We start from the raw sequence: 12889 nt of genomic DNA on the forward strand, positions 1-12889 counted from the left end.
AGTGGTGGATACAAAATGCGCCTGGAAACTGTTAGCGTCAACAGCCGGCTTCGCCACTTGTTTCCGCACCCCTCAAGCTGAACTATCCCCACACCTCAAATCAAAATATGCGCTACCAAGGTCGAATCACCACCTGGAAGGATGACAAAGGCTTTGGCTTCATCACGCCCAACGGCGGTGGAGAGCAAGTCTTCGTACATTTCAATGCCTTTTCCAGCCGGCGTCGGCGGCCCGCAGGAAACGAACTCGTCACGTACGAACTCTCGGTCGATGGCAAGGGGCGCGCGCAGGCAAATGCGGTTGCGTTTGTTGGCGAACGGCCCGTTCCGGCCAAGGCGCCGGGTAGCAGCAAATTGCCGCCGCTGTTTGCGGTTTGTTTTCTGCTTCTGGTGCTTGCTGCGGTTGTCCTTGGCCGTCTGCCCATTGCCGTTCTCGTGCTTTATGTCGTTGCCAGCCTCGTTGCCTTTTTCGCCTACGTGGTCGACAAATCTGCCGCTTTACGTAATCAATGGCGAATTTCGGAAAAAACTTTGCACTTGTTCGCCCTGGTCGGCGGCTGGCCCGGTGCGCTGGCGGCACAACGGCTGATTCGGCACAAGTCGGCCAAGGCTTCGTTCCTGATGATGTTTTGGCTCACTGTCGCAGTCAACTGCGGCGCGCTCGGCTGGTTGTTATCTCCCTCCGGGGCCAGAACCCTTGAGACTTTGCTGAGAGCCGTATGAAAAGCAGGCAAGTCAGCAAGCCGAATTGTAAATTTTTCACCCACATCGAATGAGCAACAGTACGCCACGTACTACTCGCAACGCTGCTTACCGCCGATTTTGCAGTCGCCCCAAGGGCCAGCTTCTGTTTTGATGGGCGCAAAAAACCATGATCGCCCCCATCTGCTTGCCTGATTACTGCCCGACACCTCTGGAGAATTCGATTGACCAGCCCCCCTGACTCGCCTGTATTGACCCCGGCCCAACGCAAATGGCCCGATGTACCCGCCTGTTACGGCTGGTTGAGCCTCGACCGGCGAGGCCACTGGCGTTTGCAGGGGGAACGGGTATCGCATCCTGGGCTGATTGCTTTTCTCAGCCAACACTACAGCGCCGATAGTCAGGGACGCTGGTTTGTCCAGAACGGGCCGCAGCAGGTTTTCGTCGAACTCGACTATACGCCCTGGATATTCCGGATGGAGACAACGGGGTTGCTGACGCATACCGGACTGCCCGTGAGCGACTTGCGGGCGGTTCATGTCGACGAGTACGGCAATGTGCTGCTTGATAGCGCACAGGGGATCGGCTTGCTCGACGACCGCGACCTGCCGGCTTTTCTCGCGGCGTGCACCGACGCCAAGGGCGCCGCGCCCGATGAGGCAAGGCTGCTTGCGCTACTGGCTGGCGAGCCAGTAGCGGTGTTCTGGCAGAAACTGCCATTGCAGCCAATTGCTGCGCTCGACGTCCCGGCGCGTTACAAATTCATTGCACAGCCAGGCGCTTGAAGCACTTACTCCTCCTTGCCATCCTCGTCGTTGGCCTGTAGCCACCACAGCAAATCCTCGCCTTGCAGCGGGGTTGGGATCATCTGGTTACGTTTCCAGCGAAATACCGGGCCGAATGGGACATAGCGGGCCATCACCTGGCCCTGGCTGGTGACACCGAAGAAGGGCCAGCCGGAACGGATTGCCGTGCGTATCTGTTGATTGGTCATGATCATATCGCTCGTCAGGAAAACGCGCCCAGTATCCCGCGCAAAGCCTTGCAGGACAATGACAGACATCAGATATCCCAATTTTTTGGAAAAAATGCTGATTTCTGCGGTCGACCGCAATATTCAGGCAGTTTTCACCCTAGCCTGGCGTTCTTGTTGCTTGAAAGCAGGAATCTCCCGAATTCCTGTCGGAAAGTGCACCACGCCATGAATCAATCCGCCATCGCCCAATGGGCCGCAAGCCACCTCGTCGATCCCGTCCATATCGACTGCACAACCACCGTCATGCTGAAGATCCTCGACGGCAAGTGCAAGATGAACGAGCACGACAAGCTTGTCATCGGCACACTTTACGCTGTCGCCAAAAACCGTCCCGGCAAGCAGATGGGCGACGAATACCATCGCCTGATCGCTGAAGCGCGGAAAGCCATGGACGAGGCCATGACGATGTTCATCTACGAGAAACGCCTGCTCGCCGAGACCATGATTTCACGCCCGGTGATGAAAGCCTACAAGGCCTGGCTACGCAGCGAAAGGGTCCTCGGAACGACCGACCCGGCCGAGCCAGACGACGCATAGCAGACGTCCTACAGTGCCTGAGATGGATTGTGAAGTGCCGGAAAAAATGACATATTCCGCCAAGGTTCTGGCCTTGGCGTTTCCTCGCCAGAACTTCTTGAGGATATGAAAATGTCAATCGACCCAATCAAGCGCAATAACGTTTCCGTCTCCGGTAACCTGGCCGCTGGTCAATCGATTGTTTTCGTCCATGGCTTTGGTACAGACCAGCATGCCTGGGAAGCGGTAGCAAAAGCATTCTCCTGTGATTTTCGCATTGTCCTGCTGGATAACGTCGGCGCAGGGGCATCGGCGCCGGAAGCCTTTGTCCAGCATCGGTACCTGAATCTGCAACAATATGCCAAGGATCTCATCGAGGTTTGCCAGGCTTTGGAGATCGAGCAGGCAATTGTGGTCGGTCATTCGGTCGGCGGCATGATTGCTTTGCTGGCTGCGCTGGAAGCACCGGTGCTGTTTGCCAAACTCGTCCTTCTCGGCTCATCTCCCCGTTATCTCGACGAAGCGGGTTACCAAGGAGGATTCAGCAAAGCGGACATTGCCAACGTCTACGACAGCGTCGTGGCCGACTATTCTGCCTGGGTCGATAGCATTGCTCCGCTAGCGATGATGAACGCCGACAGACCGCAACTGACCCGGCACTTTTCTGACAGTCTCAAGGCAATACCGAAAGATCGGGCCTTGACCATCCTTTGCGCCATCCTTCAATCCGACCACCGGCAATCGCTGCATCAGTTGGAAATTCCGACACTGATCGTCCAGACAGCAAGCGACTACGCCGTTCCCTTGGCGATTGGCGAATACCTGCAACAACACATTCCGAACAGCCATCTGGCGGTAATCGACGCCGAGGGGCACTTGCCCCACGTCAGTGTCCCGGAGAAGGTGCTTGCGGCGATGATGCCCTTCATCTACCCGGAACCATCAGCCCCGTGAACGGGGCGGCAAGATCAGTCCGGCCCGTTCAAGCGCCACCAATCCTCGATTGCCGGCAGGCTGTCCGCACGCTGATCGAGCATGTCAGTGTGCGCCTGGAGCAGCAGTTTGCGCTGGCGCGAAGTCAGGCTGGCCGGAAAGACTGCGTCCAGCACGACCACCAGATCGCCAGCCGGCTTGTTGCCACGACCGGGATAGCCTTTACCGGGAATGCGGATTTCACGGGACTCCGTGCTACCGACAGCCAGGGTATGGCCGATGGTGCCGGCCAGGGTTGGCAGTTCGACGTCGCCGCCGGCCAGCAAGGCCAGCGCGCCGACCGGCATGCGATAGTGGATATCACGCCCGTCCAGGCGGTATAGGCGATGGCTCGCCAGCACCACGGTCAGATACAGATCGCCGGCAAGCAGCTGTTCGTGGCCGGGTTCGCCCTGCCCGACCAGGCGCAGTTCATCACCTGACAGCATGCCGGGCGGAACGACGATTTCGAGGTTAACATCGGCCGTTTCTCGGCCGCTTCCCTGACAATCCGGGCAGATGCGCTCGGTGAAGAAACCACGCCCGCCGCAGGCACCACATGCCACCAGCTTGCGCTGCGCGTCATGCGTCCGGCCGCTACCGTGACAAGCATCGCAGAAACGCGTCCGTGACATGCCGGCTTCGCCGCTACCATCGCAGGTCGGGCAAGCCTTGCCGCGCGCGTAGGTAATTGTCTGGCGACAACCGGCGGCCGCCTCTTCAAGGCTGATGACAAGATTGAGGCGGATATCGGGGGCACGGACAAGTGCTTCTTCCGATGTGTCTTCCGGCGCTTCTGCGGTTTTTTCGCTTTCCGGGGCGTCGACCGCAAGCAGGGTTTCGTAAGCGGCACCAATTTCCTTGAAACGCTCGGTGGCTTCCGGGTGATCGTTGCGATCAGGATGCCAGCGCATGGCCAGCCGCCGGTAAGCGCGTTTCCACTCGGTCGGACCGGCGTCGGGCGAAACGCCAAGAACGGTACAGGCCTTGAGAATCATGAGGCGTGTTTTCCGGACGGCAGGATTTCCCCGATCAGGTCGGAAAGCAAGGCGGCCGTACTGCCGTGTCGGTCACGATCCGGGTTGTATTCGACGATTTCGACAGCTTTCAGGCCAGGCATGCCGGCGATCCAGTGCAAGGCGGTCAATACATCGGCGGCGCGCAGCCCGTCGGGCTCCGGGCTGCCTACACCGGGCGCCATGCGTGGATCGATGGCATCGAGATCCAGGGTAACGCCGAAACCGGCGGGTGCTGCGGCAACAACGGCCATCGCTTCATCGAGACAGGCGGCAAAACCGCGCCGGGCAATTTCCTCGCTGTCGATAATACGCACACTCATCTGCCGCAGGAACTCGAGTTCCTCCGGCTCATGACTGCGGGCGCCAAGCACGACGGTATGCGCGGCACTGACCTGCCCCCCCGGCAAGCCGATGTTGAGCAGGCGCTTGTCACCGCGACCGAGCAGACAAGCCAGCGGCATGCCATGAATGGCGCCTGAATAGCTTGTTGCCGGGGTATGGCTGTCGAGATGCGCATCGATCCAGAGCAGCCCCGGCGGTGCGGCGAGGTAACGTGCCACCCCGCTCCAGGTACCAATGGCGACCGAGTGATCGCCGCCGATGACGACAGGAAACTGCTGGTTAGCCAGCGTCAGTGCCACTTCGTCAGCCAGATGCCGACAGAACCCGGCGATCCGTTGTACCGGTGCTTCGCCGCTACGCTCTGGCGGCGCGTACAACGTGCGCCCCCAATCGAGTTGCGGATGTTTGGCCAGTTCATGCCAGGCTTGCGAATGATGAAAGGCAACAGGCCCGTCTTCACAGGCCTGGTCTTGTGCGCCCAAACCGCTGGCCGCGCCGATGATGCGCATGCCGGCGCAGGCTTTTTGGTGATATCCGCTCATCCGGCAATTGTCGCCGAAGAATGGCGTCGGCGACCACCAAAAAACCGTCTTACCAGAGTTTTTCCAGCGCTTTCAGCGCGTCGCGCCGTGATAGCTGACCAACCAGCCTGCCTTCGGAGAGCACCGGATAGCAGTGAAAATGATTGGCAACGAACAATTCGATGGCATCGGCCATCGACGACGAGGCGTCGAGCGTCTTCAGCTCGCGCGTCATGTACTGGCCAACCGGGCCGCCCGGCTGTTCGTAGTACGACGCATTGAGGGCAACGCGCAAACCGTCCTTTTCCGAGAAAAACCCGACCAGATGACCGGCCGCATCGACCACCGGCGCACCGGTCAGATGATGTTCGAGCAACTGGTGAACAGCGGTCAGCACGTCCATCTCGGGATTGAAGGCCAGATGATCGGCCGTCATGTAATCCTTGACGAGCAGTGATTTCAGCATGCCTATTCCTTTTTTTCTTCAGCTTCTGCCTGCGCCTTCATGCGCGCCAGACGCTTTTCACAGGGGTCCTTGCAGCCGGCGGCGCACTCGACGTCGATTGCCTTGTAGCCGCCGCAACTGCCGGCGATCGGCTTGCGTCCGAAGAGCACGCCAACCGCCATCAGCAGGACCAGCAGGACGATGGCCCCGAAGGTGACCAGAAACATTTCCATGGTGGTCCCTTTCTACCTTTCCTGTCTTAACCGCCGAAGTCGTCGAGCATGATGTTCTCGCGCTCGACACCCAGATCCAGCAACATCTTGATCACGGCCGAGTTCATCATCGGTGGTCCGCACATGTAGAACTCGCAATCCTCGGGCGCCGGGTGGTCCTTCAGATAGTTGTCGTACAGCACGTTGTGGATGAAGCCCTTGTAGCCGGTCCAGTTGTCTTCCGGCAACGGATCGGACAACGCCAGGTGCCACTTGAAGTTCGGGTTCTCGGCGGCCAACTTGTCGAATTCCTCGACATAGAAGGCCTCGCGCATCGAGCGCGCGCCGTACCAGAAAGTGATCTTGCGTTGCGACTTCAGACGCTTGAGCAGGTCGAAGATGTGCGAACGCATCGGCGCCATGCCGGCACCGCCACCGACGAAGACCATCTCGTTATCCGTATCGCGGGCGAAAAACTCGCCAAACGGACCGTAGACCGTAACTTTATCGCCCGGTTTCAGGTTGAACACGAAGGATGACATCTTGCCCGGCGGGATGTCGTCACGATTGGGCGGTGGCGAAGCGACACGGATGTTGAACTTGACGACGCCCTTTTCATCCGGGTAGTTGGCCATCGAGTAGGCGCGGATCACCGGCTCGTCGACCTTGGAGACGAAGCGCCACATGTTGAACTTGTCCCAGTCGCCGCGGTATTCCTCCTGGATGTCGAAATCCGAATACTTGGCAACGTGCGGCGGACATTCAAGCTGGACATAACCGCCTGCACGGAAGTCGACGCTTTCGCCCTCCGGCAGACGCAGGGTCAGTTCCTTGATGAAGGTGGCAACGTTCGGATTGGACTCGACCGTGCATTCCCACCTCTTGACACCGAACACCTCTTCCGGGACTTCGATCTTCATGCTCTGCTTGACCGGGGTCTGGCAGGACAGGCGCCAGCCTTCCTTTGCTTCGCGCTTGGTGAAGTGCGATTCTTCGGTCGGCAGCATTTCGCCGCCACCTTCATGCACCTGACACTTGCACTGGGCGCAAGTACCGCCGCCGCCGCAGGCCGACGACAGGAAGATGTTGTTGGAAGCCAGCGTCTGCAGCAGTTTGCCGCCAGCCGGTACGGTGATGGTGCGCTCGCCGTTGATTTCGATATCGACATCGCCGCTGGATACCAGCTTGGCGCGGGCGGCAATGATGAAGACCGCCAACGCCAGCACGATGCCGGTGAACATGCCGATAGCGAGCAGGATTTCCTGAATGTTCATCCCCGCCCCCTTAGAGTTGAATGCCCGAGAAGGACATGAAGCCCAGCGACATCAAGCCGATGGTGATGAAGGTGATGCCCAGGCCCTGCAGGCCATCCGGCACATCGCTGTACTTCAGTTTTTCGCGGATACCTGCCAACAGCGCAATCGCCAGCGCCCAGGAGGCACCGGAACCGAAGCCGTAGACCACGCTTTCGGAGAAGTTGTAGTCACGCTCGACCATGAACAGCGAACCGGCCATGATCACGCAGTTGACCGTAATCAGCGGCAGGAAGATACCGAGCGCGTTGTACAAACTGGGCACGTACTTGTCGAGCAGCATTTCCAGAATCTGCACGATTGCTGCAATGACGCCGATGTAGGTGAGCAGGCCGAGGAAGGACAGATCGACATCCGGCATGCCAGCCCAGGCCAGCGCACCTTCGCGCAACAAATAGGTATAGGCCAGATTGTTGGCTGGTACCGTGATGACCTGGACGACAACTACAGCGATACCGAGACCGATGGCGGTTTCAACCTTTTTCGAGATGGCGATGAAGGAACACATCCCGAGAAAGAAGGAGAGCGCCATGTTCTCGATGAACACGGTGCGGACTAATAGACTCAGTAGATGTTCCATATCAGTAGGCCTCCTTGTTGCTGACCTGAGGCGCCATGCGGAAAGTTGCTGGCTCGACCTGCGTCTTCTTCCAGGTACGCAAGCCCCAGATGAACAGGCCGATCAGGAAGAAAGCAGACGGCGGCAGGAGCAACAGGCCATTCGGCAAATACCAGCCACCATCCTTGATCAACGGCAGGATTTCGATACCCAGCAGTTTGCCGGCACCGAACAGTTCGCGAACGATACCCAGCGCCACCAGCATCGCGCTGTAGCCCAGACCGTTGCCGATCCCGTCCCAGAACGACAGCATCGGCGGGTTCTGCATGGCGAAGGCTTCCGCCCGGCCCATGACGATACAGTTGGTGATGATCAAACCGACGAACACCGACAACTGCTTGGCCAGGCTGAAGGCGAAGGCACGCAGCAACTGGTCAACCACGATGACCAGCGAGGCGATGATGACCATCTGCACGATCATCCGGATGGAACCCGGAATCTGCGCCCGGATCAGCGAGATGAACAGGTTGGAGAAGGCCGTCACCAGCGTCAGCGCGATAGCCATGACCAGTGCCGTCTTCAGGTTCGAGGTGACCGCCAGCGCCGAGCAGATACCGAGGATCTGCAGCGCAATCGGGTTGTTGTTGAAGACCGGATTGAACAGGACTTCTTTAACAGTAGGTTGTTGTGCCATGCTCAAGCCCCCTGCTGACGCAGCTTGGCAAGGAAGGGACCGAAGCCCTGCTCGCCGAGCCAGAATTGCAACAAACGATCGACGCCGTTACTGGTCAGCGTGGCGCCGGCCAGTGCATCGACCTGGTGACCAGCATCCGGGCTGGCCGGATCGACCCCGCCCTTGACGATCTTGACGATCGGCTTGCCGGCATCGTCGAACAGCGTCTTGCCCGGCCACAGGCTCTTCCATTTCGGATTGTCGACCTCGCCGCCAAGCCCCGGGGTTTCAGCATGCTGATAGAAACCGAGACCAACGACGGTATTGAAATCCGGCTTGATGGCAAGGAAGCCGTGCAGCGTGGACCACAGGCCGTAGCCGCGGATCGGCAGGATCAGCGATTCCATCTTGCCGTCCTGCTCGACCATGTAGACCGTCGTGAATTGCTCACGCCGCTTGATCAGCGCCAGATCCTCAGCCCCCGCCAGGGCGGCGGACTGCTTCGGGTCCTTTGACGCCTTCAGCGGGTCGAAAGTCACCGGATCGAGACTGGTGTTGTACTCCCCGGTCTTCAGATCGATCACATGCGCCTTGATGCGGCTGTTGAACAGTTCCTTGACCTGGGCCGACGAAAGGTCGTCGCCGAGGCCGGCGATGGCGAGGATGCTGCGCTGCTTGTCGAGCAGGCGGTTTTCAACCTGCACCGGCTTCAATGCAACCGCCGAGCCGGCAACGAAAACCGATGCCACCAGGCTGACGGTCAGCGCCACCAGCAGCGTGCGTGCCGTGGATTCTTTCTTACTGGACATGGCGTGCTGCCCTCCGCTTGATATTGGCCGTAACCACAAAGTGGTCGATCAAGGGGGCACAGAGGTTGGCGAACAGAATCGCCAGCATCATGCCCTCGGGGAATGCCGGATTGACGACACGGATCAGCACGACCATCAGGCCGATCAGCGCACCGAAAATCCATTTGCCGGTATTGGTCATCGCCGCCGAGACAGGGTCGGTCGCCATGAACATCATGCCGAAGGCAAAGCCGCCGACCACCAGGTGCCAATACCACGGCATCGCAAACATCGGGTTGGTCGTCGAACCAATGCTGTTGAGCAGCAGGCTGGTGGCTATCATGCCGAGCATGACACCGCTGACAATGCGCCATGAAGCGATCTTCATCAGCAGCAGAACGGCACCGCCGATCAGGATGGCCAGCGTGCTGGTTTCACCGATCGACCCGGGCAGTTGTCCCAGGAAAGCATTCCACCAAGTCAGACCGCCCGCCACCACCGCCGGAATACCGCCGGCGGCAGCTGTCGCCAGCGGCGTTGCACCAGTGAAGCCATCTACTGCGGTCCACACCGCATCACCCGAAATTTGCGCCGGATAAGCGAAAAACAGGAAGGCTCGGCCAGCCAGCGCCGGATTGAGGAAGTTCTTGCCAGTGCCGCCGAAGACTTCCTTGGCGATGACGACACCGAAGCTGATACCGAGCGCCACCTGCCACAAGGGAATGGAGGGCGGCAGCGTCAGCGCAAACAGCACCGAAGTGACGAAGAAACCTTCGTTGACCTCATGCTTGCGGATCGAAGCGAACAGCACTTCACAGAAACCGCCGACGATGAAAGTCACCGCGTAGATCGGCAGGAAGTAGGCCGCGCCATGCACCAGGTTGTCCCAGTGACAGGTCGGATCGAAGCCGGCAAACAGCGCGATCAAGGCCAGCCGCCAGTTGTCCTGGGCAGCCAGCAAATCCGGGTTGCCGGCAAATACCGTATTGGCCTGGAAACCGACGTTCCACATGCCGGCAAACATCACCGGGAAGGTGCACAGCCAGACGGTGATCATCATCCGTTTCAGATCGAGGCCGTCACGCACGTGGGCGGTCGTCTTGGTCACGCTGGCCGGCTTGTACAGGCCGGTATCGACAGCTTCGTACAGAGCGTAGAACTTCTCGTACTTGCCACCTTTATGAAAATGATGCTCGATGCTATCGAGCCAGGAGCGCAGACCCATGCTCAACCCTCCTTCTCGATGCGCGTGAGGTTGTCACGCAGAATGGGACCGTATTCGTACTTGCCGGCACAGACGTAGCTGCACAGCGCCAGATCCTCTTCGTCAAGTTCGAGACACCCCAGCTTCTGGGCCATGTCGGTATCGCCGACGATCAGGTAGCGCAGCAACTGCGTCGGCAGGATGTCGAGCGGCATGATTTCTTCGTAATTGCCGATCGGCACCATCGCCCGCGGGCTGCCGTTGGTGCTGGTGGTGAAGTTGAACAACTTGCCGGGGTTCAACTTGGAGATGTAGAGATTCATCACCGAATGCTTTTCCGCGCCAGCGCGCAGGTAATGCAGCATCTCGCGCTCGGTGCCCTCTTCCAGGCAGGACACCTGCTGGTGGTAACGCCCCAGCCAGGCGCAGGCGCCACGGGCCGAGCGGCCGCCGAAGAGCGAACCGGAAATGACGCGAACCGGCTTGCCGACCTTGAGTTGGCCAGCCGTCAGTTCGTCGAGGTTGGCGCCCAGACGCGTACGCACAAGGCGCGGCTTGTCGACCATAGGGCCCGCCAGCGCGACGACGCGCTCGACCGACAAACGGCCGGTGACGAACAGCTTGCCGATGGCGATGACGTCCTGGTAACCGACCTGCCACACCGTCTTGTGCGCATTGACCGGATCGAGGAAATGAATGTGGGTACCCGGGAGACCGGCCGGATGCGGGCCGGCAAACTGCTCGACCTGCACATTGTTCAGACCGCTGCCCGGTACCTTGGCGTTTTCACCAACGCAGACAAAAACCTTGGCCAGACGGGCCAGCACACGCAGGCCGCGGGTGAAATCCTCGGCAGCTTCGGCGATGACCACGGCCGGATCGGCAGCCAGCGGATGCGTATCGATGGCAGTCACGAAAATCGACGCTGGCGTCGCGTCGACCGCAGGAACCTTGCTGAACGGACGCGTGCGCAATGCCGTCCACAAACCCGATTGCTGCAGATTCCCGCGCACCTGTTCGCCAGTCAGCGCATCAAGCTGGCCATCGGAATAGGCAGCGAACTCGACGGCATCATCGCCATCCAGATCGATCACCACCGATTGCAGCACCCGCTGCTCGCCGCGATGGATGGCGCTGACAACGCCAGCGCCCGGCGCCGTGAAATGTACGCCAGGCGTTTTCTTGTCGGAAAACAGCACCTGACCCAACTTGACCCGATCACCCGCCTGAACGGCCATCGTCGGCTTCATACCATGGTAGTCGAAGCCGATGACAGCCACGCTGCGTACCGGCCTGGCGGCCTCGATACGCTGCTCAGGCGCCCCGGTGATGGGCAAGTCCAGACCGCGTTTAATTCTGATCATTCGCTTAACCCGAAGAGAGTTTCAACAATACAGGGTGAGCCTGGTCGGCAAAAAAGCTCCGCAAACTGCACACCGCCCCGCCCTTGCCGCCAAATCTTTGCAGAATTGTACAAAGCCATGGATTTTAGCCGACTGAAAACTTAATGAAAACTGACAACCCGAAAAAATGGGACTTCCCTGCCCGAAAACCAATAAAACAATTCGGATAAGCCTGTAAGCAATAAAAGCGCCAGAAAAAACAATCGTTAAAAATCAGTAAAATAAATCAATCCCAAGATGTCACCTTCCTGCTAAACAGGAGGATTCCCCACATGACTGCAAGGAAAGCAGCAGATTTTTGAAAATCGAGCGAGCAATCTGGAGAAGCGGCATTTTTAACCCAAAAATACAGGCGAAAAAAAACCCTGATTTCTCAGGGCTTCTCTTCCGTTGCAAGCAGTCTGCCAGTAGTCTGGCGGAGACGGAGGGATTCGAACCCTCGATCCAGGTTTTGCCCGGATGCTCCCTTAGCAGGGGAGTGCCTTCGACCTCTCGGCCACGTCTCCTGTCCTGCAACGAGGCGCGGATGATATCGACTCCGCGCCGTTTGGTCAAATATTACTGATCAAGATCGAAAGTGCGATGCAAAACACGAACGGCAAGTTCCAGATATTTCTCGTCAAGAACGACGGAAATCTTGATTTCAGACGTCGAAATCATCTGGATATTGATCCCTTCATCAGCCAACGCCTTGAACATCTTGGAGGCAACGCCCGGATGCGAACGCATGCCAACACCGACGGCGGAAACCTTGCAGATCTTGTTGTCACCCGTGATTTCACGCGCGCCCAGCTTCTGCTTGACGCCTTCGAGAATTTCCTTGGCCTTGGCAAATTCACCACGGTTGACGGTGAAGGAGAAGTCGGTGGTGCCGTCGTGGCCGACGTTCTGGATGATCATATCGACGTCGATGTTGGCGTCGGCAATGGCACCGAGAATCTGGTAGGCGATGCCCGGAGTATCCGGAACGCCGAGCATGGTCAGCTTGGCTTCGTCGCGATTGAAGGCGATACCGGAAATGATCGGTTGTTCCATATTCTTGTCTTCCTCAACAGTGATCAGCGTGCCTTCCCCTTCGTCCTGGAAGCTGGAAAGAACGCGCAGTTTGACCTTGTACTTGCCGGCGAATTCGACCGAGCGGATCTGCAGCACCTTGGAGCCGAGGCTGGCCATTTCCAGCATCTC

At 58.7% G+C, this 12889-nt stretch carries 16 protein-coding genes and 1 tRNA gene; 4 read left to right on the forward strand and 13 right to left on the reverse strand.

Translation table 11 applies throughout. The features are described from left to right. Positions 1-107: 107 nt before the first annotated feature. Together RCI20_RS14345 and RCI20_RS14350 are read left to right on the forward strand one after the other, a co-directional pair. On the forward strand, positions 108-722 hold the full coding sequence (locus tag RCI20_RS14345) for a cold shock and DUF1294 domain-containing protein (protein WP_306606614.1): 615 nt from the start codon (positions 108-110) through the stop codon (positions 720-722). Between the two features lie 203 nt (positions 723-925). Next, a complete protein-coding gene (locus tag RCI20_RS14350) occupies positions 926-1486 on the forward strand; it encodes a DUF2946 family protein (protein WP_306606615.1) in 561 nt (186 codons plus the stop codon). A gap of 5 nt (positions 1487-1491) precedes the next feature. Here the strand turns inward: RCI20_RS14350 and RCI20_RS14355 are convergent, their stop codons facing one another. Then, the gene (locus RCI20_RS14355; protein WP_306606617.1) at positions 1492-1764 is read right to left on the reverse strand and encodes a hypothetical protein; all 273 of its coding nucleotides are present in this window, start codon (positions 1762-1764) and stop codon (positions 1492-1494) included. A 138-nt stretch (positions 1765-1902) separates the two neighbouring features. Here RCI20_RS14355 and RCI20_RS14360 point away from each other — a divergent pair, with 138 nt between their 5' ends. Continuing rightward, positions 1903-2274, forward strand: coding sequence for a hypothetical protein (locus RCI20_RS14360; protein ID WP_306606618.1), 372 nt, complete (start codon positions 1903-1905; stop codon positions 2272-2274). A 111-nt stretch (positions 2275-2385) separates the two neighbouring features. Further along, positions 2386-3207, forward strand: a complete 822-nt coding sequence (locus RCI20_RS14365) for an alpha/beta fold hydrolase (protein ID WP_306606620.1) — start codon at positions 2386-2388, stop codon at positions 3205-3207. Between the two features lie 14 nt (positions 3208-3221). Here RCI20_RS14365 and RCI20_RS14370 read toward each other — a convergent pair whose 3' ends face one another. From RCI20_RS14370 to RCI20_RS14425, 12 genes are all read right to left on the reverse strand, one after another. Then, positions 3222-4223: a J domain-containing protein gene (locus RCI20_RS14370; RefSeq protein WP_306606622.1), complete on the reverse strand. Its 1002-nt coding sequence runs from the start codon at positions 4221-4223 to the stop codon at positions 3222-3224. Then, positions 4220-5128, reverse strand: a complete 909-nt coding sequence (locus tag RCI20_RS14375; RefSeq protein WP_306606624.1) for an arginase — start codon at positions 5126-5128, stop codon at positions 4220-4222. Before RCI20_RS14375 ends, RCI20_RS14370 begins: the two co-directional genes overlap by 4 nt. 49 nt (positions 5129-5177) lie before the next feature. Next, positions 5178-5573, reverse strand: coding sequence for a CBS domain-containing protein (locus tag RCI20_RS14380; RefSeq protein ID WP_306606626.1), 396 nt, complete (start codon positions 5571-5573; stop codon positions 5178-5180). A gap of 2 nt (positions 5574-5575) precedes the next feature. After that, a complete protein-coding gene (gene nqrM / locus RCI20_RS14385) occupies positions 5576-5785 on the reverse strand; it encodes a (Na+)-NQR maturation NqrM (protein WP_076093279.1) in 210 nt (69 codons plus the stop codon). 26 nt (positions 5786-5811) lie between these two features. Then, complete coding sequence (nqrF, locus tag RCI20_RS14390) at positions 5812-7038, reverse strand: NADH:ubiquinone reductase (Na(+)-transporting) subunit F (RefSeq protein WP_306606630.1); 1227 nt, start codon at positions 7036-7038, stop codon at positions 5812-5814. 10 nt (positions 7039-7048) lie between these two features. Further along, positions 7049-7657, reverse strand: a complete 609-nt coding sequence (gene nqrE / locus RCI20_RS14395) for an NADH:ubiquinone reductase (Na(+)-transporting) subunit E (RefSeq protein WP_076093274.1) — start codon at positions 7655-7657, stop codon at positions 7049-7051. Position 7658: 1 nt separating this feature from the next. Next, positions 7659-8330 carry an NADH:ubiquinone reductase (Na(+)-transporting) subunit D gene (locus RCI20_RS14400; RefSeq protein ID WP_306606633.1) on the reverse strand — a complete coding sequence of 224 codons (672 nt, stop codon included), beginning with the start codon at positions 8328-8330 and terminating at the stop codon, positions 7659-7661. A 2-nt stretch (positions 8331-8332) separates the two neighbouring features. Next, a complete protein-coding gene (locus RCI20_RS14405; RefSeq protein ID WP_306606635.1) occupies positions 8333-9118 on the reverse strand; it encodes a Na(+)-translocating NADH-quinone reductase subunit C in 786 nt (261 codons plus the stop codon). Then, positions 9108-10322 (reverse strand): NADH:ubiquinone reductase (Na(+)-transporting) subunit B, encoded by a 1215-nt coding sequence (locus RCI20_RS14410; protein WP_306606637.1) that lies wholly within the window; start codon positions 10320-10322, stop codon positions 9108-9110. The genes RCI20_RS14405 and RCI20_RS14410 overlap by 11 nt, the downstream gene beginning before the upstream one ends. Before the next feature lie 2 nt (positions 10323-10324). Next, the gene (locus tag RCI20_RS14415) at positions 10325-11665 is read right to left on the reverse strand and encodes a Na(+)-translocating NADH-quinone reductase subunit A (protein ID WP_306606639.1); all 1341 of its coding nucleotides are present in this window, start codon (positions 11663-11665) and stop codon (positions 10325-10327) included. 452 nt (positions 11666-12117) lie between these two features. Further along, positions 12118-12210: transfer RNA gene (locus tag RCI20_RS14420), tRNA-Ser, on the reverse strand. Positions 12211-12262: 52 nt separating this feature from the next. After that, the coding region (locus RCI20_RS14425; RefSeq protein WP_306606641.1) for an aspartate kinase at positions 12263-12889 on the reverse strand (627 nt) is incomplete at its 5' end.

The sequence above is a fragment of the Azonexus sp. genome (assembly GCF_030824335.1).
GTDB lineage: Bacteria > Pseudomonadota > Gammaproteobacteria > Burkholderiales > Rhodocyclaceae > Azonexus.